Here is a 23,992-nt window from a genome sequence, read left to right as displayed (position 1 = left end):
ACGTACCCCTAGCCCCGCCGCAATGCGGCGTTGATGCCGTCGGCCAGCAGGTTGAGACCGATGACCAGGCCAGTCAGCACAGCGATCGGGCCGAGTACGTACCACTGCTGTTCGGCGAGGAATGGCAGGCCAGTCTCGATCATGCCGCCGAGGGATGGATTGGGTGGCTGGATGCCAAAGCCGATGATCGCAAGCCCGCCCTCGAGGAAGATTGCACCCGCGGCCACCATGACGAAGTGCACGATGAGGGCGTCGAGCGAGTTCGGCAGGATGTGCCGGAACAAGATAGCCGCCCGGCCAGCACCGACCACCCGAGCGCCGACCACGTAGTCGCGCTCGCGCTGCGTCAGCACGGCCGAACGGGTCAACCGTGCTGTCACCGGAATCCCAGCGATCACGATCACGATCAGCACTGTTGCGAATCCTGGTGTGATGATCGTGGCCAGCGTTGCAGCCAGAATGACCTGTGGGAACGCCATCTTGACGTCGAGGAGGCGCTGGACTACGCCGTCAGCTAGTCGATCCACGGTGGCAACCAGGCCTAAGACGACTCCGATGACCTGCCCGAGCGGGACCCCTAAGACGGTGATGATGACGTCCTGCCGGATGCCGTACAGCAGGCGTGAATAGATGTCCCGCCCAAGCTCGTCGGTGCCGAGCCAGTGCTGGCTGGATGGGCCGAGCAACGATGCGCCGGTCGACTGGAAGGCCGGATCGAATGGCGCGAGCACTGGCGCCATCAGGCCGGCCGCAACGAGCACCGTCACGACCACCAGGCCGGTCGCACCAGAGGGCGTACGCAGCGCTCGGGACCATCGCCCGGTTCGGGCGCCGACGCCCTGAGCTGGCGCGAGCTGCGTCACCTCTATAGCTGTCATTCGCCCTCCAAGCGGACGCGCGGGTCCAGAGTCGCGTGGACGAGGTCAGTCGCCACCTGCATGGCAATGAAGACGACGACGAAATACACCACGAGGTCTTGGACGATCAGGTAGTCGTGAGCGATGACAGCGTTGGCGAGCACCTGCCCTAACCCTGGCCACGCGAAGATGGCTTCGATAATGAGAGCGCCGCCCAACAGATGTCCGACTCGCAGACCCAACACGGTGATCACGGAAGGAAGCGCGTTCGGAAGGGCGTGTCGCCACAACATGCGGCGCCTCGACGAACCCTTGGCGAACGCCGTTTCGACGTACTCCTCGTCTAGTTCCGTCCGCAGTGCAGTCTCCAGAAAGCGCGCGATGACAACTGCCGAATGCAAACCCAGGGCGATCGCCGGCATGAGCAGGTACTGGATCCCGATCTCCGGGTCCTCCAGCAGCGGCTCTCGTCCGCCGGCAGGTAACAAGCGAACGTTGATGGCGAACGCGAGAATGAGCAGGATTCCGACGACGTACTCCGGCACGCCAAACACGATTGCATTGAAGGCCTTCAGCATGCTCTGTATGCCGTGCAGCCGCATCGTTGCACCAGCCATCCCTAAGGCGAAGCCACACACGACAGTGACCACAAGGCTGCCCAGGGCCAGCTCGAGGGTGGCGCCACCTGCTCGGAGGAAGGTCTCGACCAGCGGCTCGCCGGAGATGTACGACCGACCGAGGTCTCCGGTTGCGAGACCGCGCGCCCAGTCCCAGTACTGCTGCCACAGTGGATCGGCTAGGCCCATCTTCTCCTCGAGTGCCCGCACCGCCTCTGGCGTTGCCTGGTCGCCCAGAATCGTTGTCGCTGGGCTGCCGGGCAGCATCTTGATCAGGAAGAAGACGGCAATCGACGCCAAAACAAGCGTGACGATCGCCGCGGGCACGCGTCGAGCTACGAAGTTGAGCACAGCTACTCCAGGCCGGCCCGGTGCAGCATGAGGTCGTCCCAGACGGTGTAGTCCCATCCGGTCACACCCGAGCTCACCACGGTGCTCGCTCCTTGCACCAGGTCGCAACAGAAGGCCTGGTCGAGCAGAAACTCACTGACTGCGTCGTAAGCGGTGCGCTTGTCCTGATCACTGTTGGCGGTGAGCGTGGCCTCCGCAAGCTGCGTGTACTCAGCAGACTCGAAGTTGAACAGGTTTTGCTGGGTCTTGTACGGCAGCGCACTGTAGATCAGGTCGACCGGGGACAGTGCGTTGTAGCCATGCACGCCGATCCACAGTCCTTCGAATGTACGGTTCTGAAACCGATCCTCTTGTTGGTCGGCACTCAGAACGCGGAGCTGTGGCTTGACGCCGGCTTCCTCAAGGTTGAACTCGACGATCTCCGCAACCTTGCTGAACTGGGCGTTTGTCTCGAGCACCACCGTCGCGCCTTCAGCGCCTGCGGCGGCCAGCAAGTCCTTGGCCTTGTTCAGGTCACGCTCGTAGTGCCGAGCAAGCTCGAGGTTGTGGGCGTCACTCGCGCTGGACCATGGCAGTGCCGTGACCTTCGCCTGGCCGAGGTAGAGGTCGTCGTTGATCCGCTGCCGATCGATGGCGTAGTTGATCGCCTGCCGCACCCGCTTGTCGTCAAGCGGTTCCGACTTGACGTTTCCGCCAAGGTAGACGCCTGCGCTGTAGGTCTCGTAGGCAGTGATCTCGAACCGACCGTCGTTCTTCACCTGGGTGGTGTTGAGCGGGCTGATGTTGGTGCCGAGATGAACCTGACCGGAGCGCAGTGCAGACATCAGCGCCTCGGGGCGCGGGATGATTCGAATCCGGATGGTGTCGAGGAAAGGCTGGTCGTCTTGCCAGTACCTGTCGTTCCTCCGCAGCGTCAGGCTTTCCCCTTGATGGTATTCGCCCCAGGCGAAGGGCCCCGTGCCGATGATGTCGTTGCTGGCCTCCGCGGCGAGCAGATTCGGTGCCGTCTCCTTGTCAACGATGATCATCAAGGCCAGCGCGTCGAAAAGGTTGTTGATGGGCTGGTCGAACGCGATCTTGACGGTGGTCTTGTCCGGCACGTCAATGCTGGTCGCCCTCTCGAGCAGCCACTGGAATGACCAGGCCGGCTGCTCATCACGCATGAACTCGAGGGTGAACCTGACGTCGTCGGCGGTGAATGGGCGGCCGCTGTGGAAGGTCACATCGTCACGGACGGTTAGCGTCGTGACCTTGCCACCGTCGCTGGTCTCCCACTCGGTGGCCAACCAGGGTTGGATCTCACCACTGTTCCGTTCGATGCCGATCAGAGTGTCGAAGATCGAGCGTCGCCAGCTCGCGTCTTGAGCGGCCTGGTTTCGAACCGCGTTCGGAACGATGTCTTGCGGCTGGGCGACGATGAGTTCGCCCCCTGGCCGTGGGCGGTTCCTGCCGCTGTTCGTCTTGTCGGAAGCTTGCTGCTCAACTGCAGATTCGCAAGCTGCCAGCCCACCCATGCCGGCCAGCACGGCTCCGGCGGTGCTTAGACGCAGAAAGTCTCGCCGGGTCGGGTCCGCGGTGAGCTTTCGGGAGACTGGTCGCATCGTGTGCTTCCTCTCGCCACTGAGCGAACGCCATCGGATGAAAACTGTGTAACGAAGTTAATGTGGGTCATTGCCGGGCGTCAACCCCGGATCGGGCGCGGTTCTGAGCGGGGAGTTGACGGCCATTAGGGGAGTTGACGGGCCGGCCCGCGCTAGTTAGCTTCGATAAGCAACTTAACTGGGGAGGCGACGTCCATGGGCAGTCGGATCACGAACGTCAGGCTGCGACGCCTGGCGGCGACGCAGCGCTCGACCTGGATGTTCCTCGAGGTGTCGACCGACGACGGGCTGGTCGGCACTGGCGAGTGCTCGGACAGCATGTGGCCGGAGATGGTCCCCTCAGCGGTGCGAGAGGTGCTTAGCCCGCTGCGTGGGATCGACGCGATCGCCGATCGCGACGCTGTTACGACGCAGCTCAGGCAAGCATGCGCAGCAGTTGCCGATCCGCGGCGACAGTTCATGCAGCGGACGATCCTGGGTGGTCTGGAGATGGCACTGGTGGATATCGCCGCGCATGCGTCAGGTGTTCCGCTGTGGCAGTGGCTTGGCGGCACGCGCCGTGATCGCGTGCCGGTGTATGCCAACCTCAACCGCAGTGCCGGCCAACGACGTCCGGTCGACCTCGCCGCAAAGGCGGCGCAGGCTGTGGCCGATGGTCATCGCAAGGTCAAGGTGGCGCCCTTTGACGGACCAGTGCTGAATGGGCTCTCGATCGTCGACACTGGAGTGGCGATCGTGCGGGCGGTCCGTGATGCCATCGGCGAGAGCGTCGACCTGATGGTAGACGTTCATCATCACCTCAGCCACGACCAGCTGGAGAACGCCATACCGCAGCTCGACGAGCTGGGGATCGCCTGGCTCGAAGACGCGGTAGACGTCACCGACCCTGACGCAATGCGGTGGCTGGGGGCTCGCACGAAGGCACCCATCGCTGGTGGTGAAGCCTTGTCTACCCATGAGGAGATCGAGGCAGCGCTGTCGACCGGGCACCTCCGGGTTCTGCTTCTCGACCCCAAGTACACGGCCGGTCCGGTTCAGCTCCAACAACTGGCGGAGCGGGTCAGTGGTGTCGAGCTGACCTACCACAATCCTTGCGGCCCGGTGAGCACAGCGGTATCCGCCCACCTGTCTACCATCCATCCCGACTTCACGCTGGTGGAGTACATCTACGGCGAGGACGTCGACCGGTCGGCGGTCACACTGCCGCCAGAGCCCGCCCCGTGCGATGGTGCTCTGGAGCTGCCGATGCGGCCTGGTGTCGGCCTCCAACTCAACCTCGATCACCCCGGGTGGTATTGATCATGGTCAATCCCTGGTCGTTGGCGTTCGCAGTCAGTGATTACCATGAGCGACACGAGGTAATGCGGGGTAATACGAGACGATGACGCGCATCGCTACCCGAGAGACTGGAGTTGAGCCGGCGCGCATGGCGGCTGGCCGCTCCGACGTACGCCGTCACAATGTCGCCGCACTGTTAAGGGTGCTACTCGAACACGGTCCAACCCCCAGGGTCGATCTGGCCAGGATGCTGTCGCTGGGTTCCGGAACCACCACGCGGATCACCGGCGAGCTCACCAAAGCTGGGCTGTTGCGTGAACTGCCCGGCCTGGTTGGAGGCGCAGGGGGACGACCGCGGGTCCCGCTCGACTTGTCGACTGATCGCTTTCATGTCGTAGGAATCCATGTGGGGTTGCGCTGGACGACCATCGGACTGGTTGACCTGCGGGGTTCACTCGTAGACCAGACAATGCGAGTGGAGCACGATGGACGCCTCGATCCAAGCTTGGTCGTCCGCGAAGCATCGCAAGCGATCGAGCAGATGACAGCCAAGAGTCCAGCGCGGATCATCGGCACCGGCTTCGCGACTGGCGGCCGGGTCGACTCGCGGCATGGCGTCGTCCGCGCACACACATTGCTCGGGTGGACCGACGTGGACGTAGCGGCGCTCGCCGATGGCCAGTTTCCCGGCACGCTCCGCGTCGACTCGACCGAGCGAGCGCTTGCCCGCGCTGAAATGTGGTTTGGCGCCGCCCTCAAAGTTCCCAACTTCCTGCATGTCTATGTCGGGAACGTGATCGGTGCCGGCATCGTGGTCGATCGACGGGTTTATCACGGACGAGATGAAGGCGCTGGTGACATCGCGCACCTTCCACTCTCGCGACCAGCGCTGGTGCCGTGCGAGTGTGGCCGGTCCGGATGCGCGACCTCCGTGGCTAGCGACCTCGCGATCGTACGACGTGCAGAACGCGAAGGGGTGCTTCCGCCAGGGCACTTGCTGGATGACCTGATCGCCAAAGCCAAAGCAGGGGATCGGTTGGCCGACTACTTACTGCGGGATCGTGCCCGCGCTGTGGGTGAGTCGATCGCCATCGTGCACGACATGATGGCGCCGGACCAGGTGATCCTCTTCGGAACACCGCTGCGAGTGCCGGAACACCTAGCCGAAGTCCGGGCTGAGGCTCGCCGATGGGCTCGGTCCGGGTTCGACGCCGATCGAATGATCACACCGAGTGCCCTCGACGACAACGCACCAGTAATCGCGGCGGCGACTTCGGTTCTCGACCGTTTCTACGCCGACCCCTTCGCCTTCGTCTGATCGTCAGCGCACCCGACGTTGTTGATCGATACGCACAGATCAGATTTATTGGATCCGCATAGCTCCCCCAACGCGATCGGGCGAGGGGCGAGACGGAGCGGACCGAATTATCTGAATCGATGGAGGGGCTCCATGGCTGGCCAGCCGAATGTTGTGTTGATTTGCGTGGACCAATGGCGCGGAGACTGCCTGTCTGCGGACCGCCATGAGCTGGTGCATACGCCACATCTCGACGCCCTCGCCGCCAGAGGGGCCCGCTTCCGTAGGGCTTACTCGGCCACCCCGACGTGCATCCCGGCCCGAGCCGCGCTGATGACCGGCCTGTCGCAGCGGTCACATCGGCGCATCGGCTTCGAGAACGGCCGTCCCTGGGACTACTCGACCACGATGGCAGGAGAGTTCGGCCGCGCCGGCTATCAGACGCAGGCCATCGGAAAGATGCACGTCTATCCCGAGCGGACCAGGCTCGGTTTCGACGATGTGATCCTGCACGATGGTTACCTACACTACGTCCGCAAGCGGCAGCGGCCGTACGAGGAGTTCGACGACTACCTTCCCTGGCTGCGGATGCAGGCCGGGGCAAGCGCGGTGGAGGACTTCTGCGACAACGGGGTCAACAGCAACTCCATGGTGGCGCGGCCCTGGGACAAGCCGGAGGCCTGGCATCCGACCTCGTGGACCGTCACCCAAGCGATGTCATGGCTCTATCGACGCGATCCGCGGAGTCCTTTCTTTCTCTACCTTTCCTTCGACCGCCCGCATCCGCCGTTCGATCCACCGGCGTGGGCGTATGAGCAATACCTGGCCGAAGAGCCGTACCACCCGGTCGTCGGAGATTGGGTGGAGGCGCTGGAACCCTACTACCAGGATTGGCGACACAACCCGTTCGCGGCGCGGATGAAGCCGGGTGTCCTGCATCGTGCCCGCGCGGGGTACTACGGGCACCTGGCACATCTCGATCTCCAGATCAACCGATTCCTCGAGATCCTCGGCGAATTCGGACTGGCAGAGGACACGATCGTGTGCTTCATTTCTGATCATGGTGAGATGCTCGGCGAACACAATCTCTTCCAGAAAGGCCTGCCGTACGAGGGGGCAGCCAGGATTCCCTTCCTCCTCAGTGGTCCCGGCATCGAAGCGGGCCAGGTTCGGGACGAGATCGTCGAACTGCGGGACGTGATGCCGACGTTGCTGAACGCCGCCGGGCTGAAACCTCCGGGCACGGTCGAAGGGCGAAGCGTTCTACCGCTGCTGGCCGATCCACCAGCCGCGTCCTGGCGAGACCATCTCCACGGCGAGCACCCCCACTTCCGGCAGACGCTGCACTGGATCGCCGACGATCGGTGGAAGTACATCTGGTGGTCGCACTCGGGGCAAGAGCAGCTCTTCGATCTGGCCGTGGACCCGAAGGAGCGTCACGATCTGGCCGCCGACCCCGCTTGCTCGTCCGACATGGACCGTCTCCGCGGCCTCCTGGTCGAACAGCTGCGCGGGCGCGAGGAGGGTTACGTCGACGGGGCCGGTCTCGTGACGGGCCGAGCACCCCGGACCTGGCTTGATCATGGCTGAACCAACCGGTGCGCCAAACGTCATCCTCATCGTGTCGGACGAGCCCTTTCATCCTTGGGTTAGGTGCGGGCGACGCTGCCAGGAGTCGGCGGATCTCGGCGGCGGTGAGCGGGTTGGGTCGAGTGCGGAGCAGCTCGCGGGTTTCCAGGTCGTAGAACATCAGCGTGGCTGCCTCGACGCGTATGCCAACCCGGCGGCCGGCGAGGATTTCGGCGGCGAGGATCTGTCTGCAGCCCAGCGAGACGATGCCCACGCGGGAGACGATCCGTTCGATCTCTACCGCGCCGCCTTTGCGTTCGGCTGGTCGCAGTGGGGAGGGTCCGGCGTTGACGGCGCCTTCGGTCACGAGCCTGGCCAGGTCGTTGATGGTGAGGTGGGAGCGGACGGCCTTGACCCTCGCACCGGCAATGAGCAGGTGGATCAGGTCGACGTCGGTCCAGAACCGGACGACCATGCCGGCCCGGACCGGCCCGAGCCAGAACTGCCGGCCGGCGACCTGCAGGTTCCCACTCGGTGGCACCACCCGGTCGAACTCGATCGGACCACCCGCCCAGCGGTGCCGGCGTCAACACCGGTTCAGGCACGGGACCAGCCGGTTCGTGGGCAGCGGCCGGTGGGGCCGGGGCGAGTGTCGGCGGTGTCCACAGCTTGAGCAACTCCCGCTGCTCATCTGGAGCCGGGGAGAACCGGTCGGCAGGGCTGATAGGCGTCCGGTCGTCGAGTGCTTGGTGTGGCCGGTCGGTGTTGTACTCCACCACAAACCCGTCGATCGCGGCCTGGGCGGCCTCCACCGATTCGAACGGGCCGCAGTCGTCGAGCAGGTCACGTCGAAACGTCAGATGGGACCGCTCGATCTTGCCGGTCGTGGTCGGCGAGGCCGGCTGGGTCAGCCGATGGGTGATGGCGTTCTTGCGGCAGATCTTGTCGAACATTACCTCCCGCCCTTACCGAACCGATCCGTGAACTGTTTGCCGTTATCGGTGAGCACCTCGTCGGGAACGCCGAGTCGCTGCAGGGCTTGGGCAAGCGCCAAACACGCCGCCCGGCTGGTGGCCCGCTCCACCACCGCCGCCATCACACAGAATCGGGAGTGGTCGTCGACACCGGTGACGACCTTGGCCTCCCGCAGCTCACCGGTCGTCGGGTTGACCAGCATCACTCCGCCCACGATGTCGATCTGCCACAGCTGCATCGGACCGTGCCGCTCCCACCGCCGATACGACTCACGCGGACGCTTGCGACGCCGAGGCACCACCAGCCCCTGCCGGGTCAGGATCCGGTTGATCGTCCTCGATGATGGCACCACCAGACCCTTCGGCGGCTTCTTCAACCACTCCAACCGGATCCGCTTCGCACCCCACCGCGGATGCTTCCGCCGCATCTCCGCAACATGTGCCTCCACCGCCGCAGGAGCCTGATGCGGACACGAACCCGGCCGATGCGAACGATCCGCCAGACCCGCCACACCATCGGTCAGATACCGGGCCAGCCACGAATGCAGCGACTGCCGCGACACACCAGCCGCCGCAGCTACCTCCGTCACCGATGAACCCGAAAAAGTCGGCGCGTGGCGGTGCGTGAGCGGCCGCCTGTGGAACGGAAGGATGGCCCCGACCCCTTGGGCTAGAAGGGATCGAGGCCATCGTGTTTCGTACCGTAGGCGATCAGCCGTCATTGTTCGAGTCGGTGTTGCCGGAGCAGCTGCTGCGACTTCCCGGGGAGCTGGCTCGGGTCGATGCGCTGCTGGATGATCCAGCGTTCTTTGTGCCGTTCGTGCCGTACTTCGATCTGAGGATCGGTCGGCCGTCCACGCCGATGGAGACTTATCTGCGGTTGATGTTCCTGAAGTTCCGCTATCGGCTTGGCTATGAGAGCTTGTGCCGGGAGGTGAGCGACTCGATCACCTGGCGGCGGTTCTGCCGAATCGGCCTGGAGGGATCGGTGCCGCATCCGACGACTCTGATGAAGCTGACCACGCGCTGTGGCCCGGCGGCCGTGGAGGGCTGAACGAGGCCCTGCTGGCCAAGGCGACCGAGACCAAAGTGCTGCGCACCACGAAGCTGCGGGCGGACACGACGGTGGTGCCGTCCAACGTGGCCTACCCGACCGACTCGGGGCTGTTGGCGAAGGCGATCGGTCGGATCGCGGCCACGAAAAGGCGGATCCAGGCCGCCGGCGGGGCGACTCGCACCAGCCGGGACCGGTCCCGTGCGGCGGGGAATCGGGCGCACGCCATCGGGTTCAGGTTGCGGTCGCGCAGCGCCGCCGGTCGGGACGAGGCCTTGGCAGTGGTGCGGCGGGTGACCGGGGAGCTGGCCGATCTGGCCGAGACCGCCGCCACCGAGGCTGAAAGGCTGCTGGTCAACGCGAAACGCTCGCTGCGTCGGGCACGCACCAAGGCCAGGGCCCAGCAGGCCAAGGGTCAGCACGACGCGGCCACAGGACGTCGACGAGGACGACTGGTCCGCGCCATCGACGATCTGACTGGCCTGATCGCCGCAACCAGGCAGGTCGCCGCACAGACCCGACAGCGACTTGCCGGGCAGACACCAGATGGCTCGACTCGGCGGGTCAGCCTGCACGATGCCGACGCCAGGCCGATCGCCAATGGCCGGCTCGGCAAGCCGGTGGAGTTCGGGCACAAGGCCCAGCTCGTCGAAGGCGACGACGGCGTGATCGTCGACCACATCGTCGAGCGCGGCAACCCGGCCGACGCACCCCAACTCCCGCCGGCCGTGGACCGGATCCGCAACCGCGCCGGACGCCCACCCCGCACCGTCACCGCAGACCGTGGCTACGGCGAGAAGGCCGTCGAGGACGACCTGGCCGACCTCGGCGTCCGCAACGTCGTCATCCCCCGCAAGGGCAAACCCTCAGCCGCCCGGCGAGCCCACGAACATCGCCCGGCGTTCCGACGAACCGTGAAATGGCGAACCGGCATCGAAGGCAGAATCAGCACCCTCAAACGCGGATACGGCTGGGATCGCACCCAGATCGATGGCACCGAAGGAGCCATGATCTGGATCGGCCACGGCGTCCTGACACACAACCTGGTCACGATCAGCACCCTGGCAGCATGACAAGCACCCATCGCAGGAGCACGCCGCCACCCAACCCCGACAGACCGCCAGCACCTGCTCACCAAGGCTCAGCGCTTTTCAGGTCGAAGTAACTACGCGGCATTGCTTCGCGATCGAGCAAGCTCGACTCTTGACCCGTTCCGCTCCGACCTTCAATCTGGCTAGTTGCGAGGACGACGGAGAAGAGTGGTTGGCCGACTTCACGGCGCCGGGAGGAGATCGCTGACTGCACTCGGTCGAGGAGTAGCCTGGCACGGAATCGCTAGGCTAGGGCACCTCTGCCGACTCGGGAGGGCACATGCCCCGCGTAGTGTCGATCGCCATCGTTGCGATTGCCGCCATCCTCGGAGCGAGCGGAGGCGGATGGCTTGCTGACTTCGTGTACATGCAGTTCTTTGCCCCGCCTGGCTGCAACGACGTCATCACGCCGGACGGAACCCCGTTACTGATGTGCCTTATGCCTAGCACCCCATGGTGGAGCTTGCTCTGTGGCGTCTTCTTGGGAGGCGTGAGTTCCGGAGCCGCAGCTACTTGGATTCTGCGGGCACTACCTCATCACGCCACGACCGCAGACGGTTAAGCGCATCGAACGCGCGCTGACCCCAAGATGACCCCAGCCTGACCGCAACGACTTGCTACGCCAGGCGACGATGAGCACCAGGCCCACGAACTCCGAAGCGGAGAAGCGCAGCTCGCGATCGACCTGCCTGCCTCTACGGAACAGAAGGTCGGCGTGCAACCCGCGTGCAATAGCGGCATGGACGGATCTGGACCGCTCCGGACAACGAGTTCCCTGGACGCCTGCCTGGCCGCCTGAAACAGCACTGCCTGGACTGATCTGGACAAGAGAGCATGGGTTCCTAATTCTTGTGTCTTGGAGTGCTTACGATCGGCCTCACCAGCCAGCATCGGCGCCACCACCCGTCAGGCGGCGTTGATCGGCTCGGTCATCAGCTGCTCTCGACGCATGCCGTCAGGCGCGGTGCAAGAACGGGTGCGGGAGGGGCGCGGACGCCCTTACGTGTGGACGCACCGAGGGCAATCAGTCCACGCGTCTGCAACCGCGTTGACGGCGGTTTCCGGCCACCAGGCACCGCTATCGCCGGCGCTGCTTACCCGATCTTGACTGTACGGCGATCCCAAGACCCCATAGCATCATTGCTATGGCTTGGGGTAGTGTGGAGCTGGAACCGGAGGTCCGGGAGTGGCTGGAGCAGCTGTCGGGTGGGCATTTTGGTCGTGCGGCGTTCTATGTTGATCTGCTGGCCGAGCAGGGGGCACAGCTGAAAGAGCCGTACACCAGGCAGCTGGACGGGAAGCTTCGGGAACTGCGGTTCCACCTGGAGCGGGACGCGGTGCGGATCACGTACTGGATCGCGCCCGGTCGGCGGATCATTCTGCTGACCGTGTTCCGTAAGACCCGGATGCGGGAGGATCGGGAGATCGACCGGGCAAGGCGAGCGTGGGCGCGGTGTGTGGCCGAGGCGCACACGGTCGAAGCTGAGGAGGAGCGGTGAGCGGGCGAACCGAGTGGGCGGAGATCCGCAACCGGCGGATGGCCGAGCCGGGTGCAGAAGCGGCCTACGAGGCTGCCCGGCTAGCGTTTGAGCTGGGTGCCGCGGTCCGTCAGCTACGTGAGCAGCGCGGCTGGAGTCAGAGCGAGCTGGCCCGGGCAGCGTCCATGACCCAATCCGCTGTCGCCCGGTTCGAAGCCGGCGGTACCGTCCCCACCCTGCCCGTGCTCGAGCGAATCGCCCACGCGCTCGACGTCGAGCTTGCAGTGAACTTCAAGCCCAAGCCGTCCGCCGCGTAACCGCAATACCCCCGCCGGTACTCACGTCTGTCAATGGCTCTGTCAATGAAATACCGTCTGCGAGTGCCTCGCATCACAGGATTGACAGACGAACGTCCAGGTCAGCAAGCGTGGGACAGTCCGTACGACAGCTAACGGCCCTACTGTAAACGGGCGCTCGCCGGGTTGCCCTTGAGGTGGGGGAGGGACCCGACGGGCAACACGGCTGCCGGCGCGTGTTGCCTGTGGCCAGGAGCCTGCGCCCACCTGCTGCAGCGGTTCGGTGGATACACGAGCTGGCTCGTCGCAGATCCGGCCGTCCACGGGCGGCTGCTACTGCCGCGGCCGGTCCTTCGGCGTATTCTCGGCGGAGTTCGCTGCTGATCGACGAACCCGCAGGTCGTATGCGGCGAAACAGCCTCCTTGAAAACCGCTAGGCGGGGTAACCCCCCGCCACGTGGGTTCGAATCCCACGCCCTCCGCCGATCAGCAGAAGTACCCCTCTGACCTGCACGTTTATCTACGCCGCCGGACAAGGCAGGAGTCCGGCGGCGTACGGCTGTGTACGACCATCTACGGCTGGCTGTGCCAAATACGTGCGCAAAATGCGACGAGCGTTGGGTGGTAGCTGGCCCCCTCTCCAGCCTGGACGCTTTGGAGCTCAGTCGCTGCCTGCGCGAATGCGGCCCTCGTCGCTCAGGTCCGAAGGGCGGCGAGCGGGCGCCAGGCCAGGACCGCGATGGCGAGCATAGAGGTGCCGGCGAGCCAGAACCCGGCGGTGAGCCCGAGATGCTGCGCGACGATCCGTAGCGCTCGGTGCCGATGTCAACGGTCGTCATGGGCTCAATCGATCAGCTTGTTCAAGAGCTCGAAGGTGGGATACGGCTGGTTGTAGTCGCCGAAGTGCCCGTCGTCGCGGATGATCTGGGTGCCACCGAGTCGGTCGAACATGGCCCGTCCTTGCCGGTCGTCGCAGCCGTAGGGGTCGTTGCGGGAGTTGATGAAGTACAGGTCGCGGACGTGGGCATTGATCGCGGCCCAGTCGTAGTCGGCCTGCAGGACGGGTTCGTCGCTGGTGTTTGGCTGGGTGGAGTAGCCGGCGACGAGGATGGCCTGGGCCACCGGTGCGTCGATGTGCTCCAGGATCGCCAGGAGCAGCGCGGCGCCGCCAGAGTGACCGACGAGCACGGTGTGTTCGTTGAAGGTGTGGTTGGCCAGCACCTTCGGCAGAAACCTGTCGATGGGCTCGACGTTGAGGTCGGGGTAGTGCGAGCTCTCGACGGTGTAACCGCGGCCTGTCAGCCGGTCGCGCAGCCACGGGAGCCACACGACCTCGGGGTTCGCGCCGGTGCCGTGGAAGATGATGGCCGTTCGGTTCACGGGAGGTTCCTTTCGTCAGGGGCGAGGCGGCCGCACTAGTCGGCGGTGATCGTGGCGAAGAAGTCGCGGATGTCGCCGAGCCACAGGTCTGGCGCATCGTGGGTGGCGTAGTGGCCGCCGCGGTCGTACTCGTGCCACGACACGATCTGTGAGTGCGCGCGCTCGGCCAGGTAGCGGATCGAGCCGAGATCGCCGGCGAACTGCGCCACGCCGAGTGGCACGGTGGTCGGGGCTGTTGGCAGCGGCTCGCGGGGATGCTCGGCGTAGATGCGGATCGCTGAGCCGGCGGTGCCGGTCAGCCAGTGGATCGCGACGTGGGTGAGCAAGACGTCTGGGTCAAGGCCGCCCATGGCCTGGGCGTTCCAGCCGAGCAGCCCGACCGGTGAGTCGGCCAGGGCGTGGGCGAGGGTCTGCGGTTGCTGATGATGGACGGCGCCGTACGAGGCGTGCCTGGCCTGGAAGTCCTGGAACTGCGCCAGCGTCTGCAGGTCGCGCCCGGTCAGCTTGTCCGCCCAGTCGGGCTCGTCGGCCGGTGGCGTCGGCCAGACCTGAGTGACGTGTGCCCCGACCACCGCGGCAGGCGCGACGCGGCCGAGCTCGGCGCAGATGTAGGAGCCCCAGTCGTTGCCGGCGGCGCCGTAGCGTGCGTACCCCAGCCGCTCCATCAGCACCGCCCACGCCCGCGCGATCCGGTGCGGTCCCCAGCCGGTATCGGGCGTCGGCCCAGAGAAACCGAACCCCGGCAGCGACGGGATCACCAGGTCGAACGCGACCGCCGGGTCGAGCCCGTGCCGCCGCGGGTCGGTCAGCGGCCCGATCACCTCGAGGTACTCCACCAGCGTGCCCGGCCACCCATGGCTCAGCACGAGCGGCAACGCGTTCGGCTCCGGCGAGCGCACGTGCAGGAAGTGCACGTTCGTGCCGTCGGCCGTGGTGGTGTACTGGTCGTAGGCGTTGATCCGGGACTCCCAGCGGCGCCAGTCGTAGCTCTGCCGCCAATGGGTGACCAGCTCCCGGACAGCCGCCACCGACACGCCATACCCCACCTCGCCGCCGGCCGGCTCCGGCGCCCACCGCACCCGGTCGAGGCGGTCGCGCAGGTCGGCGAGATCCCTATCGGGCACGTCGATGCGGTACGGGCGGAGCTCGATCATGACCGGCGGTCCTCTCCTTCGCGGGCATCTCACGAGACATCGGAGCCAAACGCCAAATCTCGACAGACTCCCGAAGATCGTCAGTTGCATTCACCGACGATGACGAACGACTGGCGCCGGAATCGACAGCCTCCAGCAGAAAACTAAGCCCCGGGCCATGAACGCACCGAACCCCGACCCTGCTGTCCAGCCGGCCCTCCCCTGATTTCGCGGACGAGTTTGGCCCTCCTACGGATGAGTCTTGGCCCCGGCCAGCGATCATGGAACGCCGTTCGCGGGAACGAGAACTGGCCCCACCGTCCGCCACTCCTCGGCGGAGCGTGTGGTTGCCGCTTGCCGGGCCGTCAAGGCCGTTCGTCCTTGCTTCGCTGCGGGCCTTTCACCTTGACCGCGGCTTCGCGGGCGACATGAGGCCCGCCGGATCGGGTGATATGTGTTCGTTTGCATCTATGTCGCGCAGAGCTGCCGCCGGCGCCGGATACCACGAAGGACTCCGACGTTCGCCGCCAGGGAAAATGTGACTCGCAGGTGATGTCGACATCGAAGGGGGCCGCACCGACGTTCCGGTCGAACGACGGAACGGCCGTCGTACGACCTTGAGGTGATCCCAATGAAGTACGCGATCATGATCCACTCGAATCCCCAGCCGTGGGGGCACCCGACCGGCGACTACCTTGCCGCCTACCAGGGACTGCCCGAGGAGGTACGCAAGCGGCTGGACGCCGAGTTCGAGCAGGTGATGTCCGAACTGCAGGCCAACGGCGAGCTGATCAGCGGTGAGGCGCTCGGCGATCCGGCGACCGCACGCCTGTACCGATGGCAGGACGATGCGCCGCTGGCGAGCGACGGCCCGTACTCAGAGGCCAAGGAACATCTCGCGGGCTTTTTTCTCATCGATGTTGAGAACCAGGCTCGCGCCGAGGAGGTCGCCGCGAGGTTCTCCGGCCCTGGCGAGACGGTGGAGCTGCGGCCCTTGATGTGGCCCGGCGGCGACGACCAGTAGCCATCGCCACCATGGTGCTGCATATCCTCGAGGACGTGTGGCGTCGGGAGGCGCCGCACGTCCTCGGGGCGCTCCTCCACAGGTACGGCGACCTGGGCGACTGCGAGGAGGCGGTCCAAGATGCCGCAGAGGCCGCCGCCGCCCAGTGGCCCCTCGGCGGGGTGCCCGACGATCCGAAGGCATGGCTGATCAGGGTCGCGTCGCGGCGGCTGATCGATCGCGTCCGCGCAGACTCCGCCCGGACCCGCCGCGAGGCGCTGGACACCGCACGACGGCCGGCCAACGTCGACGTCGCGCCGGGCGCCGACGAGATACCGACGTCCGACTTTGACGACACGCTCCGCCTCTTCTTCCTCTGTTGTCACCCTGCCCTGAGTAGGCCGTCACAGGTGGCGCTTAGCCTGCGTGCAGTGGCCGGCCTGGGCGTGGACCAGATCGCCGCCGCGTACCTGGTGCCGGCCCGCACGATGACCCAACGCCTCAGCCGGGCCCGCGCGACGCTACGCCAGGCGGGGGCACGGTTCGCGATGCCGTCGGTGGAGGAGCTACCGGCCCGCGTCGCCGCCGTTCTCGACGTATGCCACCTGGTGTTCACCGAGGGCTATACGCGGACCTCCGGCGAGTCCCTGGTCGACGTCACCCTCGCCGAGGAGGCGATCCGGCTCACCCGCCAAGTCCACGCCGCGCTGCCGGACCATGACGAGGTGACCGGCGCCCTGGCACTCATGCTTCTCACACACGCGCGGTCGCCCGCCCGGGTCGACGCCACCGGCGACCTCGTGCCGCTCGCCGAGCAGAACCGCTCACAGTGGCGACACGACCTGATCGCCGAGGGTGTCACGCTGGTCGAGCAGGCCCTGCCACGGGGTCACGTAGGCCGGTACCAGCTTCAGGCCGCGATCGCCGCGGTCCACGCCGAGGCCCCCACCTACGGGGCCACCGACTGGCGGCAGATCAGCGTCCTCTACGACATGTTGAGCCGGGCCGCCCCCGCCCCGGCCGTCACGCTCAACCACGCCGTCGCCGTCGCCATGGCCCACGAACCGGCGGTCGGCCTAGCTCTGCTCGACCCACTGCTGGCCGATCCCACCATGCGGCGGCATCACCGGCTATATGCCGTACGCGCCCACCTGCTGGAGCTCGACGGCGACCCGACCGCCGCGGCCGAAAACTATCGGCGGGCCGCGCGACTGACCGCGAGCCTGCCCGAACAGCGCTACCTCAACCGGCGGCTCGCTCAGCTCGCAGCCGCGTGCGGTTAGTGCCGCGTCAAAGCCGTTCCAGCCCGCGCCGAGATGGTGGTTGTGGCGACCGGGGCTCACCCGTCACCCGGTCAACATGATTCGCAGGCTGGGCGCGAGCGAGGAAGGCGAACTGTGTCCGGTGTGGGCCAAGACTCGCTGGAACTGTTTCCGCCGAATCCGGGGTGGGGCCAAAACTCATCCGCAGGTGGGGCCAGAAATGGCTCCCAGGACCACTCCCCCGGTGGCCGAGCCGCTGCTCGGCCAGATCCTCAACCCGCGGTTCGCGGGACGCGAGCGCCGACACCTCAGCCGACGAACAGCCAGATCACCACTCAGCTGGGGCCAAGATTCGTGAAGAACAACAACCCAACCGGGGCCAGTTCAGGTGACCACACACACGCATGCCTCGCAGCGGCCGGCGGACAAAGCGGCCTGACTGATCACATACGCGTCGCGAACCGCGAGCAGCCCGACGACTGCTAGCGCATCGACAACATCATGAAGACCCAGGTGGAACGGAAGCTTGGCTTGTCGAGGCGGGGAGTCAGCCCGGAGCGGACAGATCGCGGGGAATCCGCTCGGCTCGCCACCCGCGGCGACAGGAGAGCGCAGGTCAGGCCCACAGTCCCTACCGATCTTGAAACCGCTAGGCGGGGTAACCCCCCGCCACGTGGGTTCGAATCCCACGCCCTCCGCCAGACTGAGAACGGCCGCTGACGTGCATCGATGCGTGATGGCGGATGTTGATCTTGTCCGGCCGTCAACGCCTCTCAGCGGCTGTCTGCGGCAAATACGCGGCGACGTTTCTGGCAGCAGGCCAGGTCCCTTCCGCCCGGCGGCCGGCGTTCCGCCGCGGGACCTCCGCGGCGCCTCGTCCGAGACGACCTGTTAGGCGAGGTGCTTCACCCGCGGTGACTCGGTGACCTTCTGTGTGACGAGAGTTGTCGGCCCGGTCAAGTCCCGGCGCGCGCCGCCCGCCGAGGTCGAACAGCCGTACTACCGCCGTGCGCAGAGCTGATCAGTGGCGATCACGCCATCCGGATCATTGACTGGTCTGCTGCACGTGGTCGTACGGCGTCGCGCTGGCGGTTCACGTCGTGTTGCTGTTACTGATGCTCTAACAGCCGACCGAGACCACTGCTGACCCGGAGGACCGCACCTGTGGAGATCTGGATCAACCCGGCCTGTTCCAAGTGCCGCACCGCCACCAAGGCCCTCGACGAGGCTGGGGTCGCCTACAAGGTCCGACGCTACCTCGACGACCCGCCCACCGCGGCCGAGCTGACCGATGTCCTGTCACGCCTGAACCTCGAACCCTGGGACCTCGTACGCCACAACGAACCCGACGCCGAACCCCTCCGTGACCTCCCCCGCGAGCCCGCACATCGCGAGACCTGGATCGAAGCGATGGTTGCCCACCCGATCCTCATCCAACGCCCTATCGTCACCGCTGACGACTCCACTACAGCCGTCGCCCGAGACCCCGAAACCCTCTCCAAGTTCCTCCCCTGACCATTTGCCCGTGCTAAAGCTTGTCCAACGCTGCTTGGAGGAACGCGTCGCGGGCCGTAACACGAACGGCGTTTCCGGCGGTTGGTGTTAGTAGGGGAACGCTCGCCGGGCATACGGAAAGGGATCGCTCATCGGGGCCACTCCCGTCAGAGCCGCCGCGACGCGGCCTCGTCCACTCGTTCGAGGTGGCAAGATCTGACACCTGCTGGTCACTGGCGCAGCCTTGCTGCCAGGGCGTCGAGACCGGGGCCTTCGAGGTCCGCCAGGGCTTCCGGCCGACCCGCGAGGGCGACGAGCAGGGCCTCACCCGGGCCGCGCACCTCGGGGCCGGTCCCGTGAGTCCAGTTGACGTCGGTCGCGATCACCCGGAGCCCGCGGACGTTCGCAGGTGCCGGCAGCGCACGCGCGCGGGGTGCGAACTCCAAAGCGGCGACCAGTCGCTCTTGAGGCACCGTCCGTGGATGGCCGAGTGCTCGGCGGATGTCCTGGTGATGGATCACCCCGTCGGTAAGGGCGATGGCGCAGCCGAACATCGCGGTGATGCCCCGAGGGACGGCATGCGCACGCAGCCTAGCCACCAGTTCCTCCGTGCCGAGCCGGCGGCTCTGGTTGACGCCGACTTGGTTGCAGCGGCCCAGCGAGAACCCCGAGCGGGCGAACAGGGCCAGCACCGCGGGCCAACCGAGCGCGTCATAGCTCGGAATGTGGCCCACCACGTCGCGCACGGACCACCCTGGGCACAGCGACGGCTGCTCCCACTCTTCCTCCGTGAGGGTGTCAAGAAAGTCGGCAAGGTCGCGCCGCTCCTCCGTCGCCAGTTCGCTGAGGTCTACCACGATGTCACGCACTCTGGACCAGCTTGCGGCCCCGCAACCGCCGCCTTGCCAGTCTGTGGTGCCGTCCCCGCGGCGGCCTTGGGGTCCGGCGACACCGTGATCAGGATCTTCTCGTAGTTGGTCCTGCGCATGGCAGCATCATGACAGCGGGCTGCGACACCCGCGATCAGGCATCGCAGGACGCTGCCCGTTTGGCGAACCTCCCGCGTACGGATGGGGATCGGTAATCGGACAGGTCGTGTCATTCAGGTCGACAAGGCTCCGGTGACGTGATCCGACCAGAGCAAGGGTGCCTGATGCCGTTGTGTCCTGTAGCCGCGGAGTGCCCGATGCCATGCAGCCCATGTCGGCGATGCGGGTGTCCAGATCGCCCGCGGAAAGTCCGGCGTGGCGACCGGTGGATGCCGAGGAGGCGGACGGTCTCTGCCGGTGCTCGCCAGTCGCCGCACATCGCTCGCCGACAGCGCCGCATACCGACGCCGCTTGTCGCCGGCCATCTGGACCGTCACGTTCAGGTGTGAACCGGCTGGTAGGCCTCGTACCGCTGTAGCCACTGTGTTCGGATCTGCGGCGGATGAGCGTGTTGTACGCAGAACTCGTTGCCTTCCGGATCGGCCATCACTACCCAGGTCTGGTTGTTGCCTTGGCCAACATCGACGCAGGTAGCTCCCAGCCCTTCAAGGCGGGCAATTTCTGCGGACTGATCCTCCGGTCGCAGGTCGAGATGCAGGCGATTTTTGCCCGTCTTGGGCTCGGGCACCTTGATGAACAAGAGGTCGGCCACCACGCAGTCTTCGCGACTACCTTCGGGTGGCTCGACGACCCACTCAGGATCTTCGGCTTGGCTGATCATCCAACCCAGTGCCTCTGCCCAGAACCTGGCCAGTCGCCCGGGATCTTGAGAATCGACGACCAAGGCACCGATGCGCAGTCCCATGGCATCACCGTAGGGCACTCGACCACGGGGTGCAGGCTCGATACGTCCAGGACGTTCGCGTGTCCCTCGCCGTCGACCGGCAGTCGAACGTTGGCACCCCTGGTACATGACGCCGTATGTCCGCCAGGGACCCTTGCCGGGCGTACGGAAGCGGATCCCTCACCGGACAAGATCAGAGTCGATCCGCCACCCCGGTGGTCGACGCAGCGGTCGACCATGGCGTGATGCCGCTTCACCGGGTTGTGGCGGGTTGTTATGGGCCCCAGTCGAGTTTGATGTTCGGGTGTTCCGGTGGAGTGGCCCTCAGGCGACTGCTTCTGCTCGGCCTGCTTTGTCTCCGATGCGGTAGCGAAAGGACCGTCCGGAGAAGACGACCACGTGCTCGGTGTCATCGATGGTGAAGTCGGCCCACCAGCCGAGGGCTGATTGGAGGGCATCGGCGAGAGACTGAGCAAGATCGTCGGCTAGGGAGTTCGGGCCTTCGATGTCGACGAACGTCCAGATGGTGGGTTGGTCGGCGACCACGCCGTGTTGGCCGGCGCGGTCGAAGCGTTCGTCTGCCGGCAGGGTCGATGGGGAGACGTCGAGATCGACCAGTCGAATGGGTAGATCGCGACAGGGAGAGATTCGTGCAGCTCGCGGAGCGCCGCGCCCGCAACACGTACAGCGCGTTGGGGTCCGCGGTCGATCTACGCCGCATGTCACAGTGCTACGAATCCGTCTGCCAAGCCGTCTGCCAAGCCATAGCGTTGGCGGCATGAGTGATCTGGGCCCGGAGTTCGCCACGCAGATGTGTGAGCGTCCGCAGGATCACCTGGCCGCGATGGCTGCCCGGGGCAGCTGCCCGTTGGGCGGCTTGACCGATCGGCGCCAGGTGGTCGAGCAGATTGCCGACCAGGTGGTGGTCGACTGGAGGACCCGCAGCGTGATGGTGCCCACCGCCGATCGGCGGAACATGTGGCCCGTATTGCGGCGCTGGTGCTGGTACGGATCGGCAACACCGAGTGGCTTCGCCGGCAGACCGAGGAGGCCGCGCTGAGCCGCTGGTTGGCGGGCTCCCGCTTCCCGAAGGGCACCACGTCGATCACCGTGCAGGTGGTCGGAGGTGAGTTCGAGATCGTCTCCAAGCAGGACCGCAAGCGTTGAGGTTGCGTCCGGTCCACCACGAGCGGGCGTGGCGGGTCGGGCGGAGCGGCACCGCTCCACAACACGGGGGTGGTAGGTCATGTCCTTTACCGACAAGATGGGCGCGTTCGCGATCGCCTGCGTGGTGGCACTAGTCGCCATTGGAGGCATAGCGGCCCTGGTGGTGACCGTGCTGCCGGTGATCACCACGACGCCGGGGGCAGCCGCTCGACCCGAGGTCCACCCGGTCGAGCCGGCCGTCGATGTCACGCCGACGGCTACCCCCGCACACACGTTGGCGTGGGGTGCGGTGCACAGCTACGGCGATGGGGTCTCCATCGTCGTGAGCGCTCCGGAGGTGATGCCGGACGCGGGTAAGGGCACGCCGTGGGCGGACTACCTCGCGCTCGACCCGAGCACCGACTTCGACGCCGTGATGCCGGTGAAGGCCGCGATCACCCTGACCAACAACTCAGACAAGATCATCGACCCGACTGCGAGCCTGGACCTGATCGTCGATGGCGACGAGATCCGCCCGACCTGCGTGGACGCCGAGTGCGGCATCTTCCTCGGCGGGATGTGGCCCGGCAACACCCTGACCGCCGACTGGATGTGGTGGGTACCGCGCAAGGCCGCCGACCAGATCACCATCGAAGCCTCCGCCGGCCCTGACTACGCCGAAGTCGCCTACGCCGGAGCAGTCACCAGCAAGTAGGGGTTGCGTTTGGCGTGCCTGCCAGTAACGTCGGGCGGCGCGCGGGCGGAGCACATGGCTCCACCAATACAGGGGGACGCCAGCCAGGGAGCCCGGGACGTGGCGGGTTTTGCCCATCTTCGGTGTCTCCACCCGTCCGAATTATTGCGGCGAGTAGCGCGTGGAGGCCCCGGTATGCCAGCGACCGGGGGTACTCGTGCTGCGGGGGCCGCACGCGGTGCTGCTGCTGGTCCGTCGCTCGGTGGTCGGGCATCTCCGTCGGGGAGCGATGAGTTTCCGACTTGTCTTGTGTCTATTAGGCATGACCAACAAGCCCATCGTTACCGCGATCCAGTCCAACTTGTCCACCAACAACATCGATCGATTGAAGTCGTTCTACGGCGAACTGTTCGGGGCCGAGGAGTACATGCGTGTTCCCGATGGACGCGGCGGACCGTTCTACGTCTGTGTCAGATTCGGCGCAGCCGACCTCGGCATCGTCAAGGCAAAGTCGGGAGCCGACGCCGCTCCTGGCCGGGTCATCCTGGCCGTATTCGTTGAGTCCGTCGACGACCTCCTGCCACGGGTCGAGCCGGCTGGCGGAACGGTGCTCGGCCCGGCCAAGAACATGCCGTGGGGACATCGGGTCGCGCACATCACTGATCCGGACGGCAACCCGGTCAATCTCACCCAACAACTCTGATCGTGCGGGAATCAAGTCGCCATGTCGTCCTGCCTCCGACTCGTCTCCAGCAGCCTCCCGTGATACTGCCGCGAATAGCGCCGGAGGACCCGGAATACCACGACCGGGGCCACTCGTGCTGTAAAGCCGCGGGTAGTGCTGCCGGTGGGCAGGCTCCATCCCAGCCAGCAGAACACGTACACCGGCATGCTCACCGAGGGCATGTGGGAGGGACTCGACGAGCCGGTCAACGCCTACCACTACTACGAGTCCGCCCGCCCCTTCGGCAAGGTCATGATCGCCGACTCGCGGGCACGAGACCACCAGCCAAGTAATAACAACAACAAACCAAAAGGAGACCCACGATGGCACCACGCAACGGCAGCGCACGATGGAACGGCGACCTGAGCAGCGGCTCCGGGGAAGTGACGGTCGGCGAAGGCGTCTGGACGGGCGCTTATTCGTTCGCTTCACGCTTCGAAGACGGCGCCGGCACAAATCCCGAGGAGCTGATAGCGGCCGCGCACGCCGGCTGCTACTCAATGGCGCTCTGTCACATGCTCACCGAGGCAGGACACACGCCGCGCTTGATCAGGACCACGGCGCGCTCCTACCTGCGCATGGTCGATGGCGCTCCGACGATCAACCAGATCGACCTCGACACCGAGGCCGACGCCCCAGGGCTCGACGAAACCCGCTTCCGCGAGCTTGCGGAGACCGCGAAGGAGGCCTGCGCCGTCTCCCGGGCACTACAGGGCGTCGAGACGATCAGCCTGACCTCCACCACGCTACTGAACGGCTGAACCACCTGAGGAGCCTGCGGCCTGCCGGCGAGGGTCGCAGCAGACTCGAGCTCACTGCCTCCGTTGCATTCAGCGCAACATTGATGCGGGGCACCGAGTTGGATCCGTACCCGACCAGAGATGGACTGGTCGGAACCGACGACTGGGACGAGTTTCTCG

Annotated in this window: 22 protein-coding genes and 2 pseudogenes; 14 read left to right on the top strand and 10 right to left on the bottom strand. The window is 65.9% G+C overall.

Translation table 11 applies throughout. The features are described 5' to 3' along the window. Positions 1–8 precede the first annotated feature (8 nt). From ABNF93_RS26215 to ABNF93_RS26205, 3 genes are read right to left on the bottom strand one after another with little or no spacing between them, the layout of a single operon-like run. Positions 9–878, bottom strand: coding sequence for an ABC transporter permease (locus tag ABNF93_RS26215; protein WP_349330851.1), 870 nt, complete (start codon positions 876–878; stop codon positions 9–11). Beyond that, positions 875–1,825: an ABC transporter permease gene (locus tag ABNF93_RS26210; protein WP_349330850.1), complete on the bottom strand. Its 951-nt coding sequence runs from the start codon at positions 1,823–1,825 to the stop codon at positions 875–877. Before ABNF93_RS26210 ends, ABNF93_RS26215 begins: the two co-directional genes overlap by 4 nt. A 2-nt stretch (positions 1,826–1,827) precedes the next feature. After that, complete coding sequence (locus ABNF93_RS26205) at positions 1,828–3,426, bottom strand: ABC transporter substrate-binding protein (protein ID WP_349330849.1); 1,599 nt, start codon at positions 3,424–3,426, stop codon at positions 1,828–1,830. A 195-nt stretch (positions 3,427–3,621) separates the two neighbouring features. Here ABNF93_RS26205 and ABNF93_RS26200 point away from each other — a divergent pair, with 195 nt between their 5' ends. The 4 genes from ABNF93_RS26200 (at position 3,622) to ABNF93_RS26185 (ending at position 8,243) form a co-directional block, all read left to right on the top strand. Then, on the top strand, positions 3,622–4,725 hold the full coding sequence (locus tag ABNF93_RS26200) for a mandelate racemase/muconate lactonizing enzyme family protein (RefSeq protein ID WP_349330848.1): 1,104 nt from the start codon (positions 3,622–3,624) through the stop codon (positions 4,723–4,725). 82 nt (positions 4,726–4,807) lie between these two features. Then, a complete protein-coding gene (locus tag ABNF93_RS26195) occupies positions 4,808–6,022 on the top strand; it encodes an ROK family transcriptional regulator (RefSeq protein WP_349330847.1) in 1,215 nt (404 codons plus the stop codon). A gap of 132 nt (positions 6,023–6,154) precedes the next feature. Beyond that, entirely contained in the window at positions 6,155–7,591 is a 1,437-nt protein-coding gene (locus tag ABNF93_RS26190; protein WP_349330846.1) for an arylsulfatase, read from the top strand. Then, positions 7,584–8,243 carry a hypothetical protein gene (locus tag ABNF93_RS26185; protein WP_349330845.1) on the top strand — a complete coding sequence of 220 codons (660 nt, stop codon included), beginning with the start codon at positions 7,584–7,586 and terminating at the stop codon, positions 8,241–8,243. Before ABNF93_RS26190 ends, ABNF93_RS26185 begins: the two co-directional genes overlap by 8 nt. A gap of 64 nt (positions 8,244–8,307) precedes the next feature. On the opposite strand, the pseudogene ABNF93_RS35030 reads toward ABNF93_RS26185, so the two are convergent. Together ABNF93_RS35030 and ABNF93_RS26180 are read right to left on the bottom strand one after the other, a co-directional pair. Further along, positions 8,308–8,523 (bottom strand): annotated as a pseudogene (locus tag ABNF93_RS35030) (integrase core domain-containing protein); the annotation flags it as partial. Continuing rightward, the gene (locus tag ABNF93_RS26180) at positions 8,523–9,266 is read right to left on the bottom strand and encodes a helix-turn-helix domain-containing protein (RefSeq protein ID WP_349330844.1); all 744 of its coding nucleotides are present in this window, start codon (positions 9,264–9,266) and stop codon (positions 8,523–8,525) included. The pseudogene ABNF93_RS35030 and the gene ABNF93_RS26180, both read right to left, overlap by 1 nt. Between ABNF93_RS26180 and ABNF93_RS26175 the strand changes: the two are divergent. The 3 genes and pseudogenes from ABNF93_RS26175 to ABNF93_RS26165 all read left to right on the top strand — a co-directional run bounded on the left by ABNF93_RS26175 (position 9,236) and on the right by ABNF93_RS26165 (position 12,484). After that, a pseudogene (locus tag ABNF93_RS26175) lies at positions 9,236–10,671 on the top strand (ISNCY family transposase). The gene ABNF93_RS26180 and the pseudogene ABNF93_RS26175 sit on opposite strands and share 31 nt — an antisense overlap. Positions 10,672–11,834: 1,163 nt before the next feature. Continuing rightward, positions 11,835–12,188, top strand: a complete 354-nt coding sequence (locus tag ABNF93_RS26170) for a type II toxin-antitoxin system RelE/ParE family toxin (protein WP_349330843.1) — start codon at positions 11,835–11,837, stop codon at positions 12,186–12,188. Further along, positions 12,185–12,484, top strand: a complete 300-nt coding sequence (locus ABNF93_RS26165; protein WP_349330842.1) for a helix-turn-helix domain-containing protein — start codon at positions 12,185–12,187, stop codon at positions 12,482–12,484. Before ABNF93_RS26170 ends, ABNF93_RS26165 begins: the two co-directional genes overlap by 4 nt. Positions 12,485–13,306: 822 nt before the next feature. Here the strand turns inward: ABNF93_RS26165 and ABNF93_RS26160 are convergent. Together ABNF93_RS26160 and ABNF93_RS26155 are read right to left on the bottom strand one after the other, a co-directional pair. Next, positions 13,307–13,843: an RBBP9/YdeN family alpha/beta hydrolase gene (locus ABNF93_RS26160; protein ID WP_349330841.1), complete on the bottom strand. Its 537-nt coding sequence runs from the start codon at positions 13,841–13,843 to the stop codon at positions 13,307–13,309. 35 nt (positions 13,844–13,878) lie between these two features. Beyond that, complete coding sequence (locus tag ABNF93_RS26155; protein ID WP_349330840.1) at positions 13,879–14,997, bottom strand: epoxide hydrolase family protein; 1,119 nt, start codon at positions 14,995–14,997, stop codon at positions 13,879–13,881. Positions 14,998–15,607: 610 nt separating this feature from the next. On the opposite strand from ABNF93_RS26155, the gene ABNF93_RS26150 reads away from it, so the two are divergent. The 3 genes from ABNF93_RS26150 to ABNF93_RS26140 all read left to right on the top strand — a co-directional run bounded on the left by ABNF93_RS26150 (position 15,608) and on the right by ABNF93_RS26140 (position 18,756). Beyond that, positions 15,608–16,000 carry a YciI family protein gene (locus ABNF93_RS26150; RefSeq protein WP_349330839.1) on the top strand — a complete coding sequence of 131 codons (393 nt, stop codon included), beginning with the start codon at positions 15,608–15,610 and terminating at the stop codon, positions 15,998–16,000. Positions 16,001–16,011: 11 nt separating this feature from the next. Beyond that, positions 16,012–17,262, top strand: coding sequence for an RNA polymerase sigma factor (locus ABNF93_RS26145; RefSeq protein ID WP_349330838.1), 1,251 nt, complete (start codon positions 16,012–16,014; stop codon positions 17,260–17,262). Between the two features lie 1,143 nt (positions 17,263–18,405). Continuing rightward, on the top strand, positions 18,406–18,756 hold the full coding sequence (locus ABNF93_RS26140; protein WP_349330837.1) for an ArsC/Spx/MgsR family protein: 351 nt from the start codon (positions 18,406–18,408) through the stop codon (positions 18,754–18,756). Between the two features lie 209 nt (positions 18,757–18,965). Here ABNF93_RS26140 and ABNF93_RS26135 read toward each other — a convergent pair whose 3' ends face one another. The 3 genes from ABNF93_RS26135 to ABNF93_RS26125 all read right to left on the bottom strand — a co-directional run bounded on the left by ABNF93_RS26135 (position 18,966) and on the right by ABNF93_RS26125 (position 21,054). Beyond that, on the bottom strand, positions 18,966–19,604 hold the full coding sequence (locus tag ABNF93_RS26135) for a maleylpyruvate isomerase family mycothiol-dependent enzyme (protein ID WP_349330836.1): 639 nt from the start codon (positions 19,602–19,604) through the stop codon (positions 18,966–18,968). 499 nt (positions 19,605–20,103) lie between these two features. Further along, positions 20,104–20,529 (bottom strand): VOC family protein, encoded by a 426-nt coding sequence (locus ABNF93_RS26130; RefSeq protein WP_349330835.1) that lies wholly within the window; start codon positions 20,527–20,529, stop codon positions 20,104–20,106. 303 nt (positions 20,530–20,832) lie between these two features. Further along, positions 20,833–21,054: a hypothetical protein gene (locus ABNF93_RS26125; RefSeq protein ID WP_349330834.1), complete on the bottom strand. Its 222-nt coding sequence runs from the start codon at positions 21,052–21,054 to the stop codon at positions 20,833–20,835. A 453-nt stretch (positions 21,055–21,507) separates the two neighbouring features. Between ABNF93_RS26125 and ABNF93_RS26120 the strand changes: the two genes are divergently transcribed. The 4 genes from ABNF93_RS26120 (at position 21,508) to ABNF93_RS26105 (ending at position 23,833) form a co-directional block, all read left to right on the top strand. Then, entirely contained in the window at positions 21,508–21,675 is a 168-nt protein-coding gene (locus ABNF93_RS26120; RefSeq protein ID WP_349330832.1) for a hypothetical protein, read from the top strand. Between the two features lie 79 nt (positions 21,676–21,754). Beyond that, entirely contained in the window at positions 21,755–22,369 is a 615-nt protein-coding gene (locus tag ABNF93_RS26115) for a hypothetical protein (RefSeq protein WP_349330831.1), read from the top strand. A 301-nt stretch (positions 22,370–22,670) separates the two neighbouring features. Beyond that, the gene (locus ABNF93_RS26110) at positions 22,671–23,051 is read left to right on the top strand and encodes a VOC family protein (protein ID WP_349330830.1); all 381 of its coding nucleotides are present in this window, start codon (positions 22,671–22,673) and stop codon (positions 23,049–23,051) included. A 344-nt stretch (positions 23,052–23,395) separates the two neighbouring features. Beyond that, the gene (locus ABNF93_RS26105) at positions 23,396–23,833 is read left to right on the top strand and encodes an OsmC family peroxiredoxin (protein WP_349330829.1); all 438 of its coding nucleotides are present in this window, start codon (positions 23,396–23,398) and stop codon (positions 23,831–23,833) included. The last annotated feature ends 159 nt before the right edge of the window (positions 23,834–23,992 follow it).

It is taken from the genome of Actinopolymorpha sp. B9G3, from assembly GCF_040120725.1.
Classification (GTDB): domain Bacteria; phylum Actinomycetota; class Actinomycetes; order Propionibacteriales; family Actinopolymorphaceae; genus Thermasporomyces.
Note: the sequence above shows the minus strand (reverse complement) of the source record. Positions and strands in the feature narration are given on the sequence as shown.